The sequence below is a fragment of the Herbidospora mongoliensis genome (genome assembly GCF_001570545.1).
Lineage (GTDB): Bacteria > Actinomycetota > Actinomycetes > Streptosporangiales > Streptosporangiaceae > Herbidospora > Herbidospora mongoliensis.
The window spans coordinates 255,168-278,837 of sequence record NZ_BBXD01000017.1 but is presented as its reverse complement, the minus strand read 5'-3'; the positions used below and the strand labels follow the sequence as shown (position 1 = coordinate 278,837).

Sequence of the window (23,670 nt, the reverse complement as noted above, 5' to 3'; positions counted from 1 at the left end):
ATGACGTGTTTGACGACGTGGCTGATAACGAAGGCGCCGACATCGCCATTGTCGGGATGTCCGGCCGGTTCCCCGGCGCTTCCGGGGTGGCCGAACTGTGGACCGCCATCCGGGCCGGCCGATCCGGGGTGACCCGCTTCACCGACGAGGAACTCCGGGCCGCCGGCGTGCCCGAGGAACTGCTCACCGACCCCGGTTACGTGAAGGCCGGAGCCGTGATCGACGGGGTGGAGCTGTTCGACGCGGGCTTCTTCGGGTTCAGCCCGAAGGAGGCGCAGATCCTGGACCCGCAGCACCGGCTCTTCCTGGAGCACAGCTGGGAGGCGCTGGAGGACGCGGGCTGCGATCCCACCCGCTTCGACGGCGCGATCGGCGTCTTCGGCGGCTCGGCCTGGAGCTCCTACCTGCAGAACAACCTGGTGCCCAGCGAGATCAGCGCCGTCATGGGCGAGCTCGCGGTGGGTCTGGCCAACGACAAGGACTCCCTCACCACCCGGGTCTCGCACACGCTCGGCCTGTCCGGTCCCAGCTACTCCGTGCAGAGTTACTGCTCCACGTCGCTGGTCGCGATCTGCGCCGCCGCCAGCAGCCTGGCCGCCTTCGAGAGCGATCTCGCGCTGGCCGGCGGCGTGGCGGTCGGCGTGCCGCACCGGGTCGGCTACCTCTACCAGCAGGGCGGCATCGCCCCGCCGGACGGCGAGTGCCGCGCCTTCGACGCGGACGGCCTCGGCGCGCCGCTCGGCAGCGGCGTCGGCGTGGTCGCGCTCCGCCGGCTGGAGGACGCGCTCGCCGACGGCGACCAGATCTACGCGGTCATCCGGGGCTGGGCGGTCAACAACGACGCCGGCCGCAAGGTCGGCTTCACCGCGCCGGGCGTGCAGGGCCAGGCGGCCGTGATGGCCGAGGCGCTCGCCGCCGCCGGTCTGGCGCCGGCCGACATCGACTACGTGGAGGCGCACGGCACCGGCACCGCGCTCGGCGACGCCGCCGAACTGGCCGCGCTGCAGCAGGTGTTCCAGGGCGAGAACCTGCTGATCGGCTCGGTCAAGCCCAACGTCGGCCACCTCGACCGGGCCGCCGGCGTGACCAACCTGATCAAGGCGGCGCTCGCGCTCCGGCACGACGAGATCCCGCCGACCCGCAACCTGTCCACGCCGAACGCGCAGCTCAGCGCGGGCGACGCCCGGCTCGACGTGGTCACAGGACTGCGCGCGTGGCCGCGCGCGGCGGGCCGGATCCGCAGGGCCGGGGTCAGCGCCTTCGGCATCGGCGGCACCAACGCGCACGTCGTGCTGGAGGAGGCCCCGGCGCTCTCCCGGCCGGCGGACACGTCCCGGCCGCAACTGCTCATCTGGTCGGCCCGCTCGGCGAAGGCCGCCGACGAGCTGACCGCGAGTCTCGCCGACCACCTCGCCGACACCCCCGACGTGCGGCTCGGCGACGTCGCCCACACCCTGCGGGCCGGCCGCCGCGTCTTCGGGCACCGCCGGTTCCTGGTCGCCGCCACGGCCGGGGAGGCCGTCGACGGGATGCGGGACGCCGGTGTGCTGGGGCGCGCGGAGAGCCGCGCCGACCGCCCGGTCGGCTTCCTGATCCCCGGTACCGGCGAGCAGTACCCGGGCCTGGCCGAGGACCTCTACGCCACCGAACCCGCGTTCCGGGCCGCTCTGGACGAGTGCCGCGCGATCCTGCGCGCCCGGATGAACGGCGCCGACCCGCTGGAGGAGATGCTCCGCCCCCGCGACACCTCCTCCGGAGGAGGCCTCAGCGCCCTTCTCGGCCGCGACGCCGCAACCCCGGATGCGATGCCGACCGCGCTGCTGCACCCCGCGCTGTTCTCCGTCGAATACGCCCTGGCCAGGACCCTCATCGGCTGGGGAGTCACCCCGTCCGTGCTGGCCGGGTACAGCCTCGGCGAATACGTCGCCGCGTGCCTGGCCGGGGTGCTCTCACTGGAGTCCGCACTGGCCCTGGTCTCACATCGCGCCACGCTGATCGACACGCTGCCCGAGGGCGCGATGAGCGCGGTCCCGCTCGGCGCGGCCGACCTGGCCGCCAGGATCGCGCGCGCCGGCATCGCGGGGATCGACGTGGCCGCGGAGAACGGCCCCGACCTGACCGTGCTCGCGGGCGAGCCCGCCGCCATGGAGGCGGTCCGGGCGCTGCTGGCGGCCGACGGGATCCCGTGCCGCCCGCTGGCCACCGGGCACGCCTTCCACTCCCGGATGATGGAGCCGGTCCGCGCGCGGTTGACGGCCTGGATCGACGCCAACATCGAGCTCTCCGCGCCGCGGATTCCGTACCTGTCGAACGTCACCGGCGAGCTGATCACCGAGGCGCAGGCCACCGACCCCGGCTACTGGGCCGAGCACATGTGCGCCCCGGTCAGGTTCGACGCCATGCTGGGCACGCTGCTGGCGCAGGGCGACCACGCCCTGCTGGAACTGGGCCCCGGTCAGTCGCTGGGCGCGATGGTCCGGGCGCACCGTGACTGCCCGCGCGAGCGCTGGCCGCTGGTCGTCGCCACCCTCCCGGCCGCCGCCGACCCGCGCCCGGCCGGGTCCGTGCTCGCCGAGGCCGTCGGACGGCTCTGGCTGGCCGGCGCCCCGATCGACTGGCCCGGCTACCAGCAGGACCGGCCGGCCGCCAAGGTCGGGCTGCCCACCTACCCCTTCCAGCGGGAGCGCTACTGGATCGACGCCCCGGCCGGGCGTCCCGCCGAGGCTCCGCGCCTGGCGGCCGACCCCGACCACGGCCATGACCACGTCCAGCTGCTGGAGTCGCGCTGGGCCGCCGAGGCGCTGCCCGCCGAAACGGACACCATCGGCCCCTTCGTCCTGTTCGCCGACGGCACCGGGGTCGCCGAGGCGCTGGCCCAGTCGCTCCGCGCCGACGGCGGCGAGGTGGTGACCGTCCAGACGGGAGCCTCCTTCGCCGAGATCCCCGGCGGCTTCACCATCGACCCCGCCTCGCCCGCCGACCATGTCGCGCTCGCCCGGCGGCTGGCCGAGAACGGCCCCGCCGTCGTGGCGGACCTCCGCCTCCTCGACCCGCCCAGTGATCCCCACAGTGGCCCGGATGCCTCTGACGGCAGGGCGGTCGTCCCACTGGCCCGGCTGCTGGACGCCTTCGGCGACGACGGGGGAGACAGCACCCGTGTCGTCGTCGTCACGCGGGGCGGCCAGGCGGTCGCGCCGGGGGAGCACGCCGACCCGGCCCAGGCGGCCGCGGCGACACTGCCGATCATCGGCAACCAGGAGTACCTGTCCCTCGACTGCCGCGGCGTCGACCTGGATCCGCGCGCGGGCGCCACCGGTCACGCCGGCGTGCTGGCCGCCGAGCTGCGGCGGACGTCGGCCGACATCCTCGTCGCCTACCGGAACGGCCGCCGCCACGTGCGGGAGTTCGTCCCGGCCGCCGAGGCCGAGGTCCCCGCGACTGTGCGCCCCGGCGGCACCTACCTGATCACCGGCGGTCTCGGCGACGTCGGTCTGCTCGTCGGGGAGCACCTGATCCGGGCCGGCGCGGGCCGGCTGATCCTGACCAGCCGGAGCGGCCCGCGCGGCGACGGCGACGAGCGGCTGCGCGCGCTCGGCGCGGAGGTGCTCACCCCCCGCGTGGACGTCACCGACGCCGCCGCGATGCGCGCGATGCTCGCCGGAGTGGGTCGGATCGACGGGGTGGTGCACGCCGCCGCCGAGACCGGGCCCGACACCTTCCTCCCGCTCCGGGACGTCACCGAGGCCGCCGTCGCGCGCCACTTCGGCGCGAAGGTCACCGGCGCCCGCGTCCTGGCGGAGGTCATGGGGGAGCACGAGCCGGACTTCTGCGTCCTGTTCTCCTCCACCTCCGCCATCCTGGGCGGCATCGCGTTCGGCAGCTACTCGGCCGCCAACGCCGCGCTCACCGCTCTGGCCCGGGGACGCGGATGGGTGGCCGCGAGCTGGGACACCTGGTCGGTCACGCTGGAGCGCCTCGAAGGCGGGATGGGCGCCCCAATGGGCGCCACCATGGTCGCCCACTCGATGACCACAGCCGAGTCCCTGGCCGCGCTCGACCAGGTGATCGCGATCGGGCGGCCCGCCGTCGTGGTGGCCGCGGGCGGCCTGGCCGACCGGCTGCCGAAGGTCACCGCCGAGGCCGGACCGGCGCACGCCGCCGAGCGCTTCCCCCGGCCCGAGCTGCCGCAGCCCTACAGCCCGCCGCTGACCGGCACCGAGCGCGGGCTGGCCGAGCTGTGGTCGGAGGTGCTGGGCGTCGAGCCCGTCGGCACCCGCGACAACTTCTTCGACCTCGGCGGGAACTCGCTGGTCGCGCTCCAGATGCTGGCGCTGATCAAGAAACGGTTCGGGGTCGCCGTCCCCACGGTGATGCTCTTCGAGGCCCCGACCGTCAACCGGCTGGCGGCCATCCTCGACGAACGCGGCGCCGCGGCCTCCCCGGCCAAGGCCGTCATCCCCAGGACCGCAGCGACCGCCGCCCCCAGGCCCGCCGCCAAGCCCGCTGCCCCCGTCGCGGCGACCCGGAGCGACGACGACCGGCGGATCGCCATCGTCGGCATGGCCGGCCGGTTCCCCGGCGCCGGCGACGTGGACGCCTTCTGGCGCAACCTCCACGACGGCGTCGAGTCGATCAGCTTCTTCACCCCGGAGGAGCTGCGGGCCGCCGGCGTCGACGAGGCCCTCGTCCACGACCCCGCGTACGTCCCCGCCCGCCCGGTCCTGGACGACGTCGCCGGCTTCGACGCCCAGTTCTTCGGCATCAGCCCCCGCATGGCCGCCCTCACCGACCCGCAGCAGCGCCTGTTCCTCGAAGTCTGCTGGGAGGCCCTGGAGCACGCGGGCTACGGCGCCCCCGACCACCGCGGCCGGGTCGGCGTCTACGGCGGCGCCAACATCAGCACCTACCTCCTCCAGATGGGCGACCGCCTGCTGCGCGAGGACGAGGACGTCAGCCACTACGAAATCATCATGGGCAACGACAAGGACGCGCTCACCACCACCGTCTCCTACCTGTTCGACCTGCACGGCCCGAGCGTCGCCGTCCAGACGTTCTGCTCCACCTCCCTGGTCGCCACCCACCTCGCGGTGCAGAGCCTGCGCGCCGGAGAGTGCGAGATGGCCCTGGCCGGGGGAGTCTCGATCCGCGTCCCCGACAAGGTCGGCCACATCTTCGGCCCCGGCGGCATGGAGTCGCCTGACGGCCACGTCCGCACCTTCGACGCGCAGGCCAGGGGCAGCATGTTCGGCGACGGGGCCGCCGTGGTCCTGCTCAAGCGCATGTCGGACGCGATCAGGGACGGCGACCACATCTGGGCCGTGATCCGCGGCTCCGCGATGAACAACGATGGCGCGCTCAAGGTCGGCTACACCGCGCCCAGCGTGGTCGGCCAGGCCAGGGTGATCGCCGACGCGATGGCCGACGCCGAGGTCACCGGCGAGGACATCAGCTACATCGAGGCGCACGGCACCGCCACCGAACTCGGCGACCCGATCGAGGTGGCCGCGCTGACCCGCGCGTTCGGCCCGACCGAGGAGACGCGGTACTGCCCGATCGGCTCGGTCAAGACCAACGTCGGCCACCTGGACCGCGCGGCCGGCGCGAGCGGCCTGATCAAGACCTCGTACTCCCTGAAGAACCAGGTCATCCCGGCGAGCCTGCACTACACGGCCCCCAACCCCGAGATCGACTTCGACAACAGCCCCTTCTACGTGAACGCCGAGCTCTCCCCGTGGCGGACCCGCGACGGCCGGCCGCGCATCGCCGGGCTCAACTCGCTCGGGATGGGCGGCACCAACGTGCACATGGTCATCGAGGAGGCCCCGGCGCGGCCCGCCCCTGTCGAGGACGAGAAGGGCCGCCGCCACCAGATCCTGCCGGTGTCGGCCCGCAACGCCGTCGCCGCCGAGCAGGCCGCCCGGCGGCTCGGCGAACACCTGGCGGCGGAGCACGGCACTCGGCTGGCGGACGCCGCGTACACGCTCCAGGTGGGCCGCAAGACGTTCGAGCACCGCAAGGTCGTCGTCGCCACCGCCACCGCCGACGCCGCGCGGATCCTCACCGGCGAAGCCGCCCAGGACGGACTGCTCTCCCGGGTCGACACCGTGCAGGGCCGCCAGACGGCGTTCCTGTTCGCGGGCGTCGGCGAGCAGTACCCGGGCATGGTCACCGAGATCTACGAGCGTGAACCCGTGTTCCGCGCGGCCCTCGACGAATGCCTCGAACTTCTGCGCGGACCGCTCGGCGGCGTCGACCTGCCCGGCCTGATCGCCGCCGGGCGCGGCGCGGGCGCCGACCTGGCCGTCCTGCTCGGCCGGGCCGTGGACGACGGGAAGGGGGACGAGCGGGCCGGCACGCTGAAGCGCACCGAGATCGCCCAGCCGGCCCTCTTCGCCATCGAATACGCGCTGGCCCGCACCCTGATGGCCTGGGGGGTCCAGCCTCGGCTGATGCTCGGCTACAGCCTCGGCGAGTACGTCGCGGCCTGCCTGGCGGGCGTGCTCTCGCTGCCGGACGCGCTCGCCCTGGTCGCGCACCGGGCCAAGCTGATCGGAGCGATGCCCGCCGGGTCCATGGTGGCCGTCTCGATGCCCGCCGAGGACGTGCGCCGCAAATTCCGGCTGGAGCGGCGCGGCCTGGACCTCGCCGCCGTCAACGGCCCCCAGGTCTCGGTCGTGGCCGGGCCGTCGGAGGAGATGGAGCGGCTCGTCGCCGAGCTGCGCAAGGCCGAGATCCCGTGCCGGGCGCTGGACACCACGCACGCCTTCCACTCCCGGATGCTCACGCCGGTCGGCGGAGAGCTGACCGACTGGGTGAAGGCCAACATCCGGCTGAACCCGCCGGAGCTTCCCTACATCTCCAACCTGACGGGTGAGCTCGCCGACGCCGACCTGGTCTGCGACCCCGGTTACTGGGCCGAGCACATGTGCGGGACGGTGCGTTTCGGCAAGGGCGTCGAGACGCTGCTCGCCGACCCCGAGCTGGCCGTGGTCGAGATCGGGCCCGGTCAGTCGCTCGGCGCGCTGGTCCGCGGGGCGGGCTGCCCGCCGAAGCGGTGGCCGCTGATCCTGCACGCGCTGCCCGGCGCGAGCGACCGGCGGCCGGACGACGAGGCACTGGCCGGGTGCCTGGCCCGGCTGTGGCTGGTCGGCGCGGAACTGGACTGGAACGCCTACCACGGGCGGCTGCCCGAGGCGGAGGCCGCCGGCCTGCCGGGCCGGATCCCGCTGCCGACCTACCCGTTCCAGCGGCGCCGCTACTGGATCGAGGGGACACCGGGCGCTTTGTCAGGCACGGCCGGGCCGGCGAAGCCGGCGGCCCTGGACAGTGGCAACCTCTTCGACGCGATCACCAGCCTGCCCAAGCTGCCCGAGGAGCAGTGGCTCCACCTGCCGGTCTGGCGGCAGACCGCGGCCCCCGCGCCCAGCCCGGACCAGCCCGGCTCGTGGCTCGTCTTCACCCGTGAGGGGGCGGCCGACGAGGTGACCGCCGAACTCGCCGCGACCGGCGCGACCGTCATCCCGGTCCGCCCCGGCGGGAGCTACGCCGCCATCGGTGACGGCCACACGGTCCGCCCGGGCAGCGTGGCCGACGCCCTCGCCCTCCTGCGCGATCTGCGCTCCACCGGCCGGGGGCTCGACCGGGTCCTGCACCTGTGGACCCTGGAGCCCGGCGACAGCACCGTCGAGTACGGCCTGCACACCCTGGTCGCCCTGGCGAGGGCGGCGGGCGAGTCCGGCGTCGACGGCTGGTCGCTGGACATCGCGGTCTCCGGCACCCAGGAGGTCCTCCCCGGCGAGGTCGGCAACCCCGACGGGTCGACGTTGATCGGCCCGTCGCTGGTGATCCCCCTGGAGTACCCGAGGGTCACCACCCGTTTCATCGACCTCGACACCCCCTCCGGCCTGGTCGCCGAGCTGGCCCGGCCGCAGACCGACCGGATCGTGGCGCTCCGCCGGGGCCGCCGCTACCTGCCCGGCTACGAGATCATGGCCACCCCCGAGGCCACTCCACTGCGCGACGGCGGCGTCTACCTGATCACCGGCGGTCTCGGCGGCATCGCGCTCGGCCTGGCCGAGCGCCTGGCCCGCGACGTCAAGGCCAGACTCGTCCTGCTCGCCCGTTCCGGCCTGCCGGGCCGGGAGGAGGCCGTGCGGCGGGTTCAGGCCATCCGCGACCTCGGTGGCGAGGTCGAGATCGTGGTCGGCGACGTGGCCGACCCGGCCGCGGTGAAGCGGGCGGTGGACACGGCGATCGAGCGGTTCGGCGCGCTCCACGGCGTCCTGCACGCGGCCGGCCTCCCGGCCATGGGCCTGATGCAGTTCAAGCGGCCGAAGGAACTGGACGCCGTGCTCGCCCCCAAGATCGCCGGAACGCGGGCGCTGGCCGAAGCCCTCCGGATCGGCGAGCCCGGCGAGATCGAGCTGGACTTCCTGGCGCTGTTCTCCTCGATCACCTCCGCCACGGGCGGCGGCCCCGGCCAGGTGGACTACTGCGCCGCCAACGCCTACCTCGACGGCTACGCGCTGAGCCTGGCCGCGACCGGCCGCAAGGTCGTGTCGATCGACTGGGGCGAGTGGACCTGGAACGCCTGGGAGGCGGGCCTGGCCGGCTACGACGAGGGTCTGCAGACCTTCTTCAAGGAGAACCGGGCCAGGGTCGGCATCGACTTCGAGGAGGGGTACCGCTCGCTGCTGCGCGCCCTGGCCAGCGGCGAACCCCGGGTCATCGTCTCCACCCAGGACTTCGAGACCGTCGTCACCGGCAGCGCGCTGTTCAACCTGGAGGCGGTGACCTCGCCCGCCGTGGCCGGTGTCAGCGGGGACCGGCATCCCCGGCCCGAGCTGGTCACGCCCTACCAGGAGCCGTCCGGGCCGAGGGAGGAGGCCATCGCGGTCATCTGGGGCGACGCGCTCCGCCTCGACCAGATCGGCGTGCTCGACAACTTCTTCGAGCTGGGCGGCAACTCGCTGCTGGGCGTCAGCATCGTGGCCGCCCTGCGCCGCGAGTTCGCCCTCGCCGAGCTCCCCCCGCACATCTTGTACGAGGCGCCGACCGTGGCCGCGCTCGCCGCGACCATCGAGGCCCTCACCTCGGGACCCGCACCGGCGCCGGGGACGGCGGGAGAGAACGGCGGCAGCCACGTCCGCGCCCAGCTCCGCCGTTCGGGCCTGGAGTCGTCGGCCTCCCGCCGGCGCCGATGAGCGCCATCAGTCAGCAGGACAACCAGAGAAACGGAGAGGTCATGACAGTTATCGGTGTGGTGGGCGCCGGCGTGATGGGCGTCGGCGTGGCCCAGAACCTGGCCCAGACCGGCCACGACGTGGTCCTGGTGGACAAGGACGAGGAGATCCTCGCCGCGGCCCGCGCCACCATCTGGCGTAACGCCAGGATGAGCCGCCTGATGGGCGGCCCGGCCCTGGACCCCGATGACGTGCTGTCCCGGATCACCACCGCGGTGGGCGCCGATGCGGTCGCCAAGGCCGACGTCGTCATCGAGAACGTGACGGAGAACTGGGACGTCAAGCGGTCGGTCTACGAGACCATGGACGCCGTCTGCGGGCCGGACACCATCTTCGTCGTCAACACCTCGGCGATCCCGATCACCAAGGTCGCCGCCGTCACCGGCCGCCCCGACAAGGTGGTCGGGGTGCACTTCATGAACCCGGTCCCGGCCAAGCCGGCGTGCGAGCTGATCCCCGGCTTCCACACGACCACCGAGACCGTCGAGCGGGTCCGCGACCTGCTGTCGGCGATGGGCAAGAAGGCCATCGACGTCAAGGACGCCTGCGGTTTCGTCTCCAACCGGGTCCTGATGCTCACCGTGAACGAGGCCGCGTTCCTCGTCCACGAGGGCGTCGCCAGCGCCGAGTCGGTCGACGAGGTGTTCCGGAGCTGTTTCGGCCACCCGATGGGCCCGCTGGAGACGGCTGACCTGATCGGCGTCGACACCATCCTCTACAGCGTGGAGGTGCTCTACGAGCACTACGCCGACAGCAAGTACCGCCCTTGCCCGCTGCTCAAGCAGATGACCGACGCGGGCCTGCACGGCCGCAAGTCGGGCCGCGGTTTCTACACCTACGACGCCAAGTAAACGATCCCCGAAGGAGCCAGATATGTCCGCCAACACCAAGGAACAGATCCTCGACTTCGTGCGCGCCCGCTACCCGCAGGCGGAGATCGACGAGACCCAGGACATCTTCGCCCTGGGCTTCGTGAACTCGCTGTTCGCCATGGAGCTGGTGATGTTCATCGAGAAGACGTTCGAGGTCACCATCCCCAACGACGAATTGAAGATCGACAATTTCCGGTCCGCCAACACCATGGCGGAGCTGGTGGACCGGCTTTCCCCTGCGCGAGTCTGAGATGACGACCCTGGCTGAGACCGCGCCGGGCATCCTTCAGGTCACCGACAGGAAGTCCGCCCGCGCGTTCGTCGACACCCACATCGTCCCGTACGCCGACGCGTACGACCGGCAGGGCCGGGTCCCCGAGGAGCTACTGGAGCGGATGACCGCCGCCGGGCTCTGGGCCCCCTTCCTCCCCCGGGACACCGGCGGCGGGGGGATGGACCTGGTCACCCTCGGCGAGGTCCACGAGGAGGTGGGCCGGGGCTGCTCCTCGGTGCGCAGCCTGCTCACCGTGCACACGATGGTGTCGTGGGCGGTGCAGCGGTGGGGAAGTCCGGCCCAGCGCGAACAGTGGGTGCCGGCGCTCGGCCGGGGAGACGTGCTCGCCGCGTTCTGCCTGTCCGAGCCCGGCGCCGGCAGCGACGCCTCCGGGATCGCCACCAACGTCGTGGAGAAGAACGGCGGCTGGGTGCTCAACGGTGTCAAGAAGTGGATCACCAATGGCCAGCGGGCCGACCTCTTCCTGGTCTTCGCCCGCACGGCCACCAGCATCGGAGCGTTCCTGGTCCCCAGGGACAGCCCCGGCGTCGAGGTGACACCGATCGAGGACATGCTCGGCACCCGGGCGTCGATGATCGCGGAGATCTCCTTCCGCGACGTCGCGCTCGGCCCGGACGCGCTGCTCGGCCCGAGCGGTTTCACCGCCGGCATGGTGCTGACCGGCACCCTGGACCTCGGCCGCTACAGCGTGGCGACCGGCTCGGTCGGCATCATCCAGGCCGCGCTGGAGGCCTGCGCCGCCTACGCCTCCCGCCGCACCGTCGGCGGGTCGCTCCTCAAGGATCTGCCGCTGATCCAGGCGAAACTCTCCGACATGGTCACCGACGCGCGGGCGGCCCGCCTGCTCGTCGCGGAGGCCGGTCGGCTCAAGGACGCCGGCGAGGCGTCCACGATCATGGCGACCTGGGTGGCGAAGTACTTCGCCTCCACCGCCGCCGCCCGGCACGCGTCCGAGGCGGTCCAGATCCACGGCGCGAACGGCTGCGGCCACGACTACCCGGTGGCGCGGCTGTACCGGGACGCCAAGGTCATGGAGATCATCGAAGGCAGCAACGAGATCCAGCGCATCACCATCGCCAGCCAGGCAGAACGGGAGATCATCTGATGACCGTGGTCGACGAAACGCCCCCTGTCGCCCTGGACAAGCCTGTCCAAGGACCGGAGAAGCCGGTCCAGGGCCGGATCAAGTGCGTGGTCTGGGACCTGGACAACACGCTCTGGGACGGCGTGCTCCTGGAGGACGGCGAGGTCACCCTGCGGCCCGAGGTGGTGGCGCACATCCTGCGGCTCGACCAGATGGGAGTGCTGCACTCGATCGCCAGCAAGAACGACAGCGGCGCCGCTCTGGAGAAACTGCGCGAGTTCGGCGTCGAGGAGATGTTCCTGCACCCGCAGATCAACTGGAACGCCAAATCCGACTCCATCGCGCGCATCGCGAAGGCGCTCAACCTCGGACTGGACGCCTTCGCCTTCGTCGACGACCAGGAGTTCGAACGCGGCGAGGTCGGTCACAGCCTGCCCGCCGTCACCCTGGTCGACATCGTGGACCTGGAGGAGGCGCTGGCCCGGCCGGAGTTCATCCCCCGGTTCGTCACTGACGAGTCCGCCCAGCGCCGCCTCATGTACCAGGGGCAGGCCGCGCGGGACGAACTGGAGTCCGGTTTCGTCGGCACCAACGAGGAGTTCCTGGCCGGGCTGGAGATGCGGTTCACCGTGGCTCCCGCCGTACGGGACGACCTGCAGCGGGCCGAGGAGCTGACGGTCCGCACCAACCAGCTCAACTCGACCGGCCGCACCTACTCCTACGAGGAGCTGGACGAGCTGCGCGGGTCTCCCGACCACCTGCTGCTGGTCGCCTCCCTGACCGACCGGTTCGGCAGCTACGGCAAGATCGGTCTCGCCCTGGTGGAGAAGGGCGAGCGGGTGTGGCGGCTCAACATGATGCTGATGTCCTGCCGGGTGATGTCCCGCGGCGTCGGCATGGTGCTGCTCAACCACATCATGCGGCTGGCCCAGACGGCCGGCGTGAGCGTGCGCGCCGACTTCGTGGAGACCGGCAGGAACCGGATGATGCAGGTCACCTACGCCTTCGCCGGATTCCGCGAGGTCGGCAGGGACGGCTCCCACGTGGTGCTGGAGGCCGACCTGAGCACCGTCCAGCCGCCCCCGCCGTACGTCCATCTGGAGATCGTCGATGAGGTGAGTGATGAGCTTTGACGACGCGGCCGGCCGGTGGATGCCGTTCGCCGGCCAGACCGGCGCCGGCCCCGGCGCGCTCGCGCTGTACTGCCTGCCGCACGCCGGTGGCGCCGCCTCCACCTTCCGGAGCTGGCAGCGCGTCCTGCCGGGGGTGGCCGTCCAGCCCATTCAGCTCCCGGGCCGGGACAGCAGGCTCAGGGAGCCCGCCTACGACCGGATGGGCCCGCTGGTGGCCGACCTCGCCGAGATCATCCAGGCGGATGTCTCGCTCGGCTCGATCGACCGCAGATACGCCCTGTACGGCCACAGCCTCGGCGCGCTCGTCGCGTTCGAGCTGGCCCGCGAGATCCGCCGCCGCGGCGGCCCGCCGCCGGTGCACCTGTTCGTCTCCGGTTCCGTCGCTCCGCAGCTCGCCTACGAGGACGGCAAGCCGGTCGGGCAGATGTCCCGGCCGGAGGTCGTCTCGATGCTCCGCGAGCTGGGCGGCACGCCGGAGTGGCTGCTGACCGATCCCGGCGTGCTGGACATGATCCTCCCGGCCGTGGTCGCCGACTTCACGATCAAGGAGACCTACGAGTACCGCGAGGAGAAGCCGCTGGACCTGCCCATCACGGCCATGCCCAGCACCGACGACTCCCGGATCAAGGCCGAGACCGTGACGCCGTGGGGGGAGCAGACCACCAGGGAGTACGAGCTCCAGCCGTTCGTCGGCGGCCACTTCGCGGTGTTCGAGCAGGCCGCGCTGGCCCACAAGCTCATCTCCAAAGCCCTGCTCAAATGGATGTGACGGACTCCTCCGTGTGGCGGGTCCACCTCGATCAGCCGGATGGCGCGAGGTGGGCCTCGCTGCTTTCCGGGCCCGAGCGGGCCCGCGCGGCGGCGCTGGCGACCTCGGTCGAGCGCCGCCGCTTCACGGTCGCGCACGGCGTCCTGCGGGCCGTCCTCGGCCGGCTCACCGGGCTGCCGCCGGACGGTCTGGTCTTCGGCGCGGAGGACAACGGCCGGCCGTACCTGGCCGGCCGGCCGATCGACTTCAACCTGTCGCACTCCGCGGAGTGGGCGTTGATCGGGGTGGCTCCGGCGGGCCTGCGGGTCGGCGTCGACGTCGAGCTCGTCCGCGACGACCTCGACCACCTGGCCATGGCCCGGCACCTGTACCAGCCCGCCGAGGTCGACCACCTGACCCGGGCCGCCTCTCCCAGAGAGGAATATTTCAAGCTCTGGTGCGCCAAGGAGGCGTACATCAAGGCGACCGGGGCGGGCCTGGCCGGTCTGCGGGACGCGCTGGTAACGACGGAAGGGAACGCGACGGTGGGTTCGTCGCGTTCCCTTCGCTGGCTCGACGTGGCGCCCGGCTACGCGGGCGCCGTCGTCACGACCGTTGGGACACCGGCACCACGTACCGGTTGAACACCAGGTCCCGCAGCACGTCGTCACCGCCCTCCACGATCGACACGTACCGCACGTCCCGCAGCAGCTTGCCGATCACCGCGTCGTGGGTGTACCCGACGCCGCCGAACATCTCCGACGCGGCCGAGGCGATCTGCCAGCCGCTCTGGCCGCAGAACATCTTCGTGGTCAGCGCGGCCTTCATCGTGCCCACCCGGAGGAACTCCGCGGCCGCGTCCGGCCGGGCCGCGATCTCGTCGTAGCGGCGGGCCGCCGCCAGGCACTGGTTCGCCATCACGTCGATCTGCATCTCGAACTGGCCCAGCTTGGCCGCGAACACCGCGTTGCCGGCCAGGATGGCGCCCTTGACCTGCTTGGACCTGCCGTACTCCAGGCACACGTCCCGGATCCGGCGGGCGATGCCGAGCGCCGTCGTGGCGATGAGGATGCGGCTGGCGTTCAGCCCCACCTCCAGCAGGCGCAGCCCGTTGCCGCGCAGCACGTTGGCGGCCGGCACCCGGCAGTCGGTCAGCGTCACCTGGTAGGTCGCCGAGGAGCGCAGCCCCAGCACGTCCCAGCGTTTGTCGATCCGGATGCCCGGCGTCTCCCGGGGGACCAGCACCGCGAGGTAGCCGGCCGGGTCGTGTTCCGCTCGGGCGACCACCACCAGGAACTCGGCGAAGTCGGCGTTCGTGGAGAACGCCTTCTCCCCGTTCAGCACGACGTCGTCCCCGTCGCGGCGGGCCGTCGTGGTGATCCTGGCCAGCTCGCTGCCGGCCGCGTGCTCACTGCCGAGCGTCGCGCAGAACCCGCTCCCGGCCACCAGCTTGCCCAGGTAGTGGTCCCGCAGTTCGGGGGAGCCGTACAAGGAGACCATGCTGGTGGTCAGGACCGGGATGAACAGGGTGAACGCGGCGCCGGCGTCGGCGTAGGCGAGTTCGGCGACGATCTGCACGCCTTCCTCCAGGCCGAGGCCGGGGCCGCCGTGCTCCTTCGGCATCCACCAGTTCGCCAGGCCGGTGTCGGCGAACCGCTCGTACAGCGGGAGCGGCGCCTCGGCCAGCGAGTCGAGGTAGGTGTCCTTGCCGATGAGTTCCCTGCGTGCGAACGCCTGGACCGCCCGCACGTGTTCCGGCTGCCTCATTCGGTCTCCCGTTCGTCGAGCAGCTCGGCCAGCAGGCGCACCGTCGGGCACTCCAGCAGTCCCGTCACCGGGACCGACGCGTTCAGCGCCTTGCGGATCCGGGTGGTCAGCTCGATCGCGAGGAGCGAGTGGCCGCCCAGCTCGAAGAAGTTGTCGGTGGCGCCGATCGGCTCGATGCCCAGCACCCGCGACCAGATGGCGGCCAGCGCCGCCTCGGTGCCCTCCCTCGGCTCCACGTAGGGGTTGTTGAGATCCGGCCTCGGGTGGCGTTCCTGGTCGTCGAGGGTGTCGTCGGCGCTGTGGATGTCGCCGGTGACCCACTGCGCCAGCCGGCCTTCCAGCGGACCGGTCGAGATGACCAGATGGCCGACCCGGTCGGTGGCCGACAGGGCCCGCTCGAAGACGTCGACGCCCTCGGCCGGGGCCATCGCGAAGCCGACGACGGCCTCGCTGTGGCCTTCCAGACGGCTGGCGTCGATGCTCCAGGTGTCCCAATCGACGGTCACCCAGCGGCCTCCGCCCGCCACCCGGGACTGCCGGATGTAGGCGTCCAGCGCCGCGTTGGCCGCCGCGTACGGCGCGAGCGTCATGCCGCCCAGCACCGCCGCGATGGACGACAGCGTGATCCGCCGGTCGGCGGCGTGCCCGCCGAGCACCTTCTGCAGCACGTGGAAGCCCTTGACCTTGGTGGCCAGGTGGGCGTCGCACTGGGCGCGGTCCATCAGGTGGGCGAAGTTGAAGTACGCCCCGTCCTGTACGCCCGCGCCGTGCACCACCACGTCGATCCCGCCGAACCGCTCGACCGCGGCCTCGACCACGGCCGCCATCCGCTCCTCGTCGGCCACGTCGGCGGACAGGCAGAGCACGGTCGCGCCCCGGGCTTCCAGGTCCAGGATGTTGTGGATGTGCCGGGCGGTGCGCTCCCCACCGGGGGGAGTCTCGGCCAGGAACGCCTCCCACTCCTCGCGGGGCGGCAGCGGCGACCGGGCGGTGAGGACCAGGTTGCAGCCGTAGGCGGCGGCCAGGTGCCGGGAGAGCACGAGCCCGACGTCGCCGAGGCCGCCGGTGATCAGCACGGTCTCGCCGTTCCTGATCGGGCGGGTCTCGTCGGTCAGCTCCTCGATCGGGAACTGCTCGTAGGTCCGCAGCCAGGTCTCCCCGGCCCGGACCGCGACCGGGCCCTCGTGCGGTGCCAGGATCGCGGCGAGGATCTGGACGGACTCGTCGCCGGCCGCCAGGGAGTCGACGTCGATCGTGCGGGCCCGGATCCGGGGGTTCTCCTGGGCCAGGCTGGGGGCCAGCGCCGCCAGCGTGGAGTGCTCCGGGTGGCGCAGGTCCGAGCCGAGCACGCCGACCGCCCCCGAGGTGAGCAGGGCGAGTTCGGCGCGCGGCGCCGAGCCGCTGTTGTCGACCAGTTCCCTGGCCAGTGCCAGCACGGAGTAGAAGCCGCGGCGCTGTTCGGCGTCGAAGTGCCCGGCCGGGTCCTGACCCGGTCCCGGCTCGGTCGCGGCCAGGCTGAACCCGTGGACGATCGCGCGGGGCGCGCCCAGCAGCGAGTACATCAGCTCGGCCATGTCATCGGGCTTGTCCAGCCGGATGGTGAAATCTCCCGAGTCGTCCTGATCGAAGCTCTCGCCGCTCCGTACCGCCGTGACCTCGGCGCCCGCCGCGTTCAGCCGGTCGATCAGGGCCTCGCCCCGGGCGTCGTCGGCGAAGACCAGCCAGGGACCGGCCGCCCGCAGCCGCTCGTCCAGGTCGGCGACCGCGAACGGCCGCTGCCGCCAGGTCGGCAGGTACGTCCACTTCGACCGGTCGAACGTCTTGTCGTTGCTCACCGGGGCGGCCTGCATGTTCGGGTTGGCCTTCACCCAGTAGCGGCGCTTCTGCCACGGGTAGGTGGGCAGTTCGACCCTGCGGCCCGCGCCCCGGTGCAACGCGGTCCAGTCGATCGCGCTGCCGGCCTGCCACAGCCGGGCCAGCGTGGCCAGCAGCCACTCGGCCGCGGGCACCCCGTCGACGGGGGCGACGGCGATCTCCTCCGACGCCTGACCGGCGTCCTCACGTGACACCTGCACGCCGAGCCGCCGCAGCCCGTCCGCCAGCGCGCCGACCGCGTCGTGCCGGTCGGTGCCGTCCTCGATGCCGATCACGGCGTCGACCGCCGCGAGCAGCTCCGGCCACCAGGACTCCGGCACGCCCTCCGGCGTGACCAGGCGCACCTTCGGGTTACGGCGCTGGGTCTTGGCGTTGATCCAGCGGGAGGGATCGGTCAGCGCCACGACCGCGTCGTCGCGGTCGGCGACCACGACCGCGCGCCGCAGCGCGAACCCGCCGCGCGACATCTGCAACGTGAACGCCACGTCCGCGAGGTCCTCGCCGGAGCCACCGGCCAGATAACCGGCCAGCCGCTCGCCGAGCTCGTTCAGCGCGTTCTCGTCGCCCGCCGAGAACGTCAGCAGGTGCGGGCCCTGCCGGTGCGGGCGGGCCTCGCGCGGCGGCGCCTGCTCCAGCACCACGTGCGCGTTCGTGCCGCCGAGACCGAACGAGCTGACCCCGGCCCTGCGCGGATGCGGGCCCTCCGGCCACGGCCGGTGCTCGGTCAGCACGGTGAACCGGTCCTGCGCGGTGGCCAGCGCCGGGTTCGGCTGGGCGTAGTCCGGCACACCCTGCAGCAGCTCGTGCTTGAGGCTCAGCGCGGCCCGCATCAGCCCGGTCACGCCGGAGGCCCGATCCAGGTGGCCCAGGCTCGGCTTCAGCGAACCGAGCACGGCCGGGGTCTCACGCGGCTGGGTGAACACCCGGTTCATCGCGGCCAGCTCGATCGAGTCGCCCAGCATGGTGCCGGTGGCGTGGCACTCGACGTAGCCGATGGTGTCGGGTTTGACCCCGGCCACACCGAGCGCCGTCTCGATCACGTCGGCCTGGCCGTCCACGCCCGGCGCGGTGTAGCCGGCCCGCATCCGGCCGTCGTTGTTGGAGGCCGAGCCGAGGATGACGGCGTGGATCACGTCGCCGTCGGCGAGCGCGTCCGACATGCGCTTGAGCGCCACCGTGCCGACGCCACTGCCCATGACGGTGCCGCCCGCTTCGGCGTCGAAGCTGCGGACCTTCCCGTCCGGCGACATGATGCCGCCCTGCTCGTAGAGGTAGCCGGCCGGCTGGGGGAGCGGCGTGAACGCGCCGCCGGCCAGCGCCATGTCGCACTCGTACGTCAGCAGGCTCTGGCAGGCCAGATGCACCGCCACCAGCGACGTGGAGCAGAACGTCTGCACCGACACCGCCGGGCCGCGCAGCCCCAGCTTGTACGACACCAGCGACGCCAGCGAGTCACGCTCGTTGCCGATCGCCATCAGCATCGCGCCGCCGGGCTGGGCGGCGAGGTGGAAGATGTTCTTCACGATGTAGTCGGGGAAGCCGCACCCGCCGAACACCGCGACCTGCCCCGGCACGTCGGTGGGGCAGTAGCCGGCGCCCTCCAGCGCCTCCCACGAGCACTCCAGGAACAGCCGGTGCTGCGGGTCCATCATCTCGGCCTCGCGCGGGTTGATCCCGAAGACCCCAGCGTCGAAGTGCTCCAGGTCGGCCAGCGGGCCGCCGATCCGCACGTAGCGCGGGTCGGCGATCTGCCCGGGCTCCACGCCGGTCTCGCGCAGCTCCGCGTCGGTGATCTCGCGCAGCCCCTTGATGCCGGACAGTACGTTTCGCCACAGGTCGGCGACGCTGTTGGCGCCCGGGAAACGACCGGACATGCCGATCAGCGCCACCGCCGAGGCGTAGTCGGTTTCTGTCATGACGTCCTTCCGCTCCGGAGCATGTTCCGCCGCTGTTCGATGCGCGAGGTGCGCTGCTGTTCGCGTACGTCGGCCGTCTGCTCTTCGTTGGCCTCGCCCGCGGTGGCCGCTTCGGCGAGCGATGAGATCGTGGGCGACTGGTAGAGGATGTGCGGTGGGAGGTAGGTCAGGCCGAGCGCCTTCCGGACCTCCGTGATGATCTCCATGCCCAGCAGCGAGTTGCCGCCCAGCTCGAAGAAGTTGTCGTGGACCCCGACCGACTCCAGGCCGAGCGACTCGGTCCACACCTCGGCGATCTTCTCCTCGGTCTCGTTCTGCGGCTCCACGAACGCGGTCGACAGGTCCGGCCTGGGGTGCCGGCCGAAGGCGTCCCTGAGCTTCTTGACCGTCGCCTGGTGGCTCTCGATCGAGGACTTGCGGCTCATCGCGACCAGCGGCGCGAAGTCCTGCGTGGAGGCGACCACGTGCCTTTCACCGCTGTTCAGCACCCGTACGAGGGCCTCGAAGCCGTCCTCGAAGCTGAGCCCGAACAGGCCCCGGTACCAGGTGAAGTACTGCTTGGAGCCCTCGTCGTAGTTCTCCAGGCCCTCCGTCCAGCCGTTCCAGGTCCACTCGCACCAGTCGACCGAGGTGACCAGCGCGCCGGGCAGTGGGTCGCTGAGCGCGAAGGAGTCCAGGAACGCGTTGGCCGCGCAGTAGTCGACCTGTCCGGCGCCGCCGCCGGTGGCGGAGGTGGTGGAGGAGTAGAGGGCGAGGAAGTCGACCGGCACGTCCTTCAGCACCTCGGCCAGGGCCAGCGAACCGCCCACCTTCGGCGCGAGAGTCCGCTCGATGTCGGCCACCGTCTTGAACTGCATCAGGCCGACCGCCGGCACGCCCGCGCAGTGCAGGACGCCGTTGAGCTCGCCGAACTGCTCGATCGCCGCGTCGACCGCCCGCCGCACGTCCGCGACCTTGGACACGTCACCGGCCACCGTGACGACTCCGGTGCCGCCCGCCTCCAGCCGGCGCAGCCCTTCGATGCGCCGCCGCACCTCGTCGGCGGTGCCGGGGGCGGCCAGGATCTGGTTCCACTGGTCCCTCGGCGGGATCGCGGTGCGCCCCATGAGGACCAGGTTGGCCTGGTACTTCCCGGCCAGGAGCTCGGCCATGCCCAGGCCGATGCCGCCCAGACCGCCGGTCACCAGGTACGTCCCGCCGTGCCGCACGTCCACGGCCGGGGTGGTTCTGTCGATGTTGGCGGCGTCCAGCACCTCGTAGCCCGGCGTCCAGCGGCGGCCTTCGCGCAGCGCGACGAGCTGGTCGGCGGGGTCGGCCCGCAGCTCGGCCAGCAGCCCGCGCAGGGCGGCCGGTCCGGTGCCGGCGTCGATGTCGATCAGGCGGGTCTTGACCCTCGGGTACTCGACGGGGATGAGCCGGGTCGGGCCGAGCAGCGTGTTGCGCTCGGGGACGATGTCGTCGCCGGTCAGCACCTTCTGGCTGCCGACGGTGACGATGTCCAGCGCCCAGGTCGGCAGGCCGAGGTCGACCGCGGCCCTGGCGAACGAGACCAGCGTGTACAGGCCGCGCTTCAGGCACTCCTGGGTGGCGTCGCCTTCGGCGGGGGCCGGGTCGGCGGTCCACAGGTGCACGACGCGCTCGGGCGCGAAGTCACGGGTACCGAGCGTCCGCAGGGCGGCGACGATGTCCTCCTGCGAGCCCGGGCGGACGAGGAAGCCGTCGGGGGTGTCGGCGTAGGCGTCGCCGGGCCGGACCAGGACGACCTCGTGGCCGAGCGCGTCCAGCGCGGCGCGTACGGATGCGGTCAGCGTGTCGGCCAGGCCGGTGTCGGTGAAGAGCAGCCACTTGGTCTGCTCCTCCTCGCGTACGAGCTGGGGCGCGGTCTGCCGCCACACCGGGACGTTGATCCACCGCTCGTCCGGCAGGCGCGGCAGCGCGGTCGCGATGCTGGTGGGGTCGCTCTCGTCCAGCAGGGGCACGCCGGTGGTCAGCGCCGACTGGTCGATCTCCAGCCAGTAGTCCTGGCGGTCGAACGGGTAGGTCGGCAGCGGCACCCGGCCGGGCGTCCAATCGGAGTCGGTGTGTAAGGCGTCCCAGTCGACCGGCACGCCGGCCAGCCAGAGTTTGGCGACGGCGGTCGCGGTGGCGGCGAGCGTCTCCACCTGGTCGCCCAGGCCGGGCAGGGTGGTGACGATCAGCGGCCACTGGTTGCGGTCGCAGTCGGGGTGGCCGCGGGTCAGCGCGCCGAGCGACTGCCCGGGGCCGATCTCGGTCAGGGTCATGTCGCCGCCGCGCAGCACATGCGCGAGCCCGGTGCCGAACTCGACCGTCTCGCACATGTGGCGGGCCCAGTAGCCGGGGTCGGTGACGAGTTCGGCGGTGGCGATCTCGCCGGTGACGTTGCTGACGTAGGGGATGGACGGCGGGTTCAGCGTCACGTTGGCGCTGATCCAGGAGGTCAGCTCGGCCGCGACCGGTTCGAGCATCCGGGAGTGGAACGCGTGCGTGGTCTGGAGGCGGCGGCAGCCGATCTCGGCCGCTCTGAGCCGCGTCGCGGCGGCCTCGACGCTGTCTTCCGGCCCGGCCAGCACGAGCTGCGAGCCGGTGCGGACCGCGACGTCGAGGTCGAGGTCGCCCAGCACCGCCTTCAGCCGCCTCTCGTCGGCGGCCACGGCCAGCATGCCGCCCTCCGGCTGGGAGGTGATCAGCTTGGCCCGGTAGGCGACCAGCTTGAGCGCGTCGGCCAGCGACAACACCCCGGACAGGCAGGCCGCGACGTACTCGCCGAGGCTGTAGCCGACCATGATCTCCGGCTTGACACCCCAGCTCATCAGCAGCCGGGCCAGCGCGTACTCGGCGACGAACACGGCGGGCTGGATGAGATGCGCGTTCGGGACCGCCTGCGGGGAGGCGTCCCCGGTCCGCCCGAGCAGCGTGGCCAGGTCGGGGGCGTTGGCGGGTCCGGCCGGGACGAAGACGTCGGACAGCTGGGACGCCTCGGTGAGGCCCAGCAGGCTGACGCACTCGTCGACGTCGGCACGGAAGCCGGGCTCTTCCTCGTACAGGGCGGCGACCATGCCCGGATACTGCTCGCCGACGCCGGCGATCAAGAAACCGGTCTTGCGGCCGACCGCCGTGTCGGTACGGCCCAGCGGCCCGGCCGGGTCCGCGAGCAGCGCGGCGGCCTTGGCGTTGCCGTCGGCGATGACGACCTTGCGGTGGTTGAAGACCTTGCGGCCCCTCTGGAGGGTGTAGGCGATGTCGCCCAGGTCCAGGTCGGGGGCGGCGGCGATGCTCTCGCCCAGTCGGGCCGCCATCCGCTCGGCGGAGGCGGCCGACCGGGCCGACACCGGGAGGATCTGCCAGCGGCGGGGCCGCTCCCGGCGCGCGGCCGGGACGGGGGCCTCGACGATGATCGCGTGCGCGTTCGTGCCGCCCATGCCGAGCGAGCTGATCCCGGCGATGCGCGGCCGGTCGGCGCTGCGCGGCCAGGGGGTGGGCGTGGCCGTGACGTAGAACGGGCTGGCCTCGAAGTCGATCTCGGGGTTGGGCGAGTTGTAGTGCAGCGTCCCCGGGATCAGCTCGTGCCGCAGCGACTGGACGACCTTGATCAGGCCGGTCACGCCGGAGGCGCGGTCCAGGTGGCCGACGTTCGGCTTGATCGAGCCGAGAATGCAGTACTGCTTCTTCTCGGTCTGGCCGTACGCCCTGGTCAGGGCCGCGACCTCCATCGGGTCGCCGACTTCGGTGGCGGTGCCGTGCGCCTCGACGTAGGAGATCTGCGACGGGTCCACGCCCGCCTTCTCGATCGCCTTGGCCACGCAGCGGCGCTGGCCGTCGATGCTGGGAGCCAGGTAGCTGAACTTCATCGCGCCGTCGTTGTTGATCGTCGAGGCGCGGATCACCGCTAGCACGGTGTCCCGGTCCTCGATCGCCTTGCCCAGGCGCTTCAGCGCGACCACGGCCGCGCCGTCGCCGAACATGCTGCCCCGGCCCTGCGCGTCGAAGGTCCGCACATGACCGTCGGGCGACTCCTGGCCGCCCTCCTCCCAGAGGTAGCCGGTCCGGTCCGGAATCCGGACCGACACGCCGCCCGCGAGCGCCATGTCGCACTCGTCCCGGCGCAGCGCCTCGCTGGCCAGGTGCACCGCGACCAGCGAGGTCGAGCAGAACGTCTGCACGGTCACGCTCGGCCCGGACAGGTCCAGCCGGAACGACACGTTCGTGGCCAGCGAGTCCTTGTCGTTGCCGATCATCAGCGCGGACGTGTCGATGCCCATGGCGAACGCCTGCAGCCGGGTCAGCAGGTAGCCGCTGATGTTCATGCCGGCGAACACGCCGACCGAGCCGCGGCTCTCCGGCGAGCCGTACCCGGCCGACTCCAGGACCTCCCACACGCATTCGAGGAAGAGCCGCTGCTGCGGATCGGCCAGTGTGGCCTCGCGCGGGTTGTAGCCGAAGAACGCCGCGTCGAAGCCGCGGATCTCGTCGAGAATCGGCCGGCTCCGGACATAGTTCGGCTTCGAGAACGTCGCCGCCGGTACGCCCGCCTCAATCAGTTCCTCATCCGAGAAACGCGTGAAGGATTCGACTCCGGTGCTGATGTTCCGCCAGAACGTTTCGACGTCATTGGCTCCCGGGAATCGACCGGCCATGCCGATGATCGCAATATCGGACTCGTCCGCGGGGTATTGCGAGTCACCAGGTGGATGTTGCTGATTCATCAACATGCCCCTAT

10 protein-coding genes are annotated in these 23,670 nt (G+C 72.2%); 7 read left to right on the top strand and 3 right to left on the bottom strand.

Annotated features, from left to right (window positions below; all coding sequences use genetic code 11):
- Positions 1-17: 17 nt before the first annotated feature.
- The 7 genes from AW272_RS25855 to AW272_RS25825 are packed head-to-tail and all read left to right on the top strand — an operon-like array spanning position 18 to position 14,018.
- A complete protein-coding gene (locus AW272_RS25855; protein WP_169807624.1) occupies positions 18-9,203 on the top strand; it encodes a type I polyketide synthase in 9,186 nt (3,061 codons plus the stop codon).
- 41 nt (positions 9,204-9,244) lie between these two features.
- Positions 9,245-10,093, top strand: coding sequence for a 3-hydroxyacyl-CoA dehydrogenase family protein (locus tag AW272_RS25850; protein WP_066370163.1), 849 nt, complete (start codon positions 9,245-9,247; stop codon positions 10,091-10,093).
- A gap of 22 nt (positions 10,094-10,115) precedes the next feature.
- Positions 10,116-10,364 carry an acyl carrier protein gene (locus AW272_RS25845; protein WP_066370161.1) on the top strand — a complete coding sequence of 83 codons (249 nt, stop codon included), beginning with the start codon at positions 10,116-10,118 and terminating at the stop codon, positions 10,362-10,364.
- A 1-nt stretch (position 10,365) separates the two neighbouring features.
- Entirely contained in the window at positions 10,366-11,514 is a 1,149-nt protein-coding gene (locus AW272_RS25840) for an acyl-CoA dehydrogenase family protein (RefSeq protein WP_066370159.1), read from the top strand.
- A complete protein-coding gene (locus AW272_RS25835) occupies positions 11,514-12,626 on the top strand; it encodes an HAD-IIIC family phosphatase (RefSeq protein ID WP_066370158.1) in 1,113 nt (370 codons plus the stop codon). Before AW272_RS25840 ends, AW272_RS25835 begins: the two co-directional genes overlap by 1 nt.
- A complete protein-coding gene (locus AW272_RS25830) occupies positions 12,616-13,395 on the top strand; it encodes a thioesterase II family protein (protein WP_066370152.1) in 780 nt (259 codons plus the stop codon). Before AW272_RS25835 ends, AW272_RS25830 begins: the two co-directional genes overlap by 11 nt.
- A complete protein-coding gene (locus tag AW272_RS25825; protein WP_169807623.1) occupies positions 13,392-14,018 on the top strand; it encodes a 4'-phosphopantetheinyl transferase family protein in 627 nt (208 codons plus the stop codon). Before AW272_RS25830 ends, AW272_RS25825 begins: the two co-directional genes overlap by 4 nt.
- Here AW272_RS25825 and AW272_RS25820 read toward each other — a convergent pair.
- From AW272_RS25820 to AW272_RS25810, 3 genes are read right to left on the bottom strand one after another with little or no spacing between them, the layout of a single operon-like run.
- The gene (locus tag AW272_RS25820; protein WP_066370148.1) at positions 13,981-15,141 is read right to left on the bottom strand and encodes an acyl-CoA dehydrogenase family protein; all 1,161 of its coding nucleotides are present in this window, start codon (positions 15,139-15,141) and stop codon (positions 13,981-13,983) included. The genes AW272_RS25825 and AW272_RS25820 overlap by 38 nt on opposite strands.
- On the bottom strand, positions 15,138-18,932 hold the full coding sequence (locus tag AW272_RS25815; protein ID WP_066370146.1) for an SDR family NAD(P)-dependent oxidoreductase: 3,795 nt from the start codon (positions 18,930-18,932) through the stop codon (positions 15,138-15,140). The genes AW272_RS25820 and AW272_RS25815 overlap by 4 nt, the downstream gene beginning before the upstream one ends.
- Positions 18,929-23,656: a type I polyketide synthase gene (locus tag AW272_RS25810; protein WP_066370469.1), complete on the bottom strand. Its 4,728-nt coding sequence runs from the start codon at positions 23,654-23,656 to the stop codon at positions 18,929-18,931. The genes AW272_RS25815 and AW272_RS25810 overlap by 4 nt, the downstream gene beginning before the upstream one ends.
- Between the last annotated feature and the right edge of the window lie 14 nt (positions 23,657-23,670).

Coding starts and splice junctions, on each gene's coding strand:
- AW272_RS25835 (WP_066370158.1), top strand. CDS start 11,514: ATGACCGTGGTCGACGAAACGCCCCCTGTCGCCCTGGACAAGCCTGTC.
- AW272_RS25840 (WP_066370159.1), top strand. CDS start 10,366: ATGACGACCCTGGCTGAGACCGCGCCGGGCATCCTTCAGGTCACCGAC.
- AW272_RS25815 (WP_066370146.1), bottom strand. CDS start 18,932: ATGACAGAAACCGACTACGCCTCGGCGGTGGCGCTGATCGGCATGTCC.
- AW272_RS25845 (WP_066370161.1), top strand. CDS start 10,116: ATGTCCGCCAACACCAAGGAACAGATCCTCGACTTCGTGCGCGCCCGC.
- AW272_RS25830 (WP_066370152.1), top strand. CDS start 12,616: ATGAGCTTTGACGACGCGGCCGGCCGGTGGATGCCGTTCGCCGGCCAG.
- AW272_RS25820 (WP_066370148.1), bottom strand. CDS start 15,141: ATGAGGCAGCCGGAACACGTGCGGGCGGTCCAGGCGTTCGCACGCAGG.
- AW272_RS25810 (WP_066370469.1), bottom strand. CDS start 23,656: ATGAATCAGCAACATCCACCTGGTGACTCGCAATACCCCGCGGACGAG.
- AW272_RS25850 (WP_066370163.1), top strand. CDS start 9,245: ATGACAGTTATCGGTGTGGTGGGCGCCGGCGTGATGGGCGTCGGCGTG.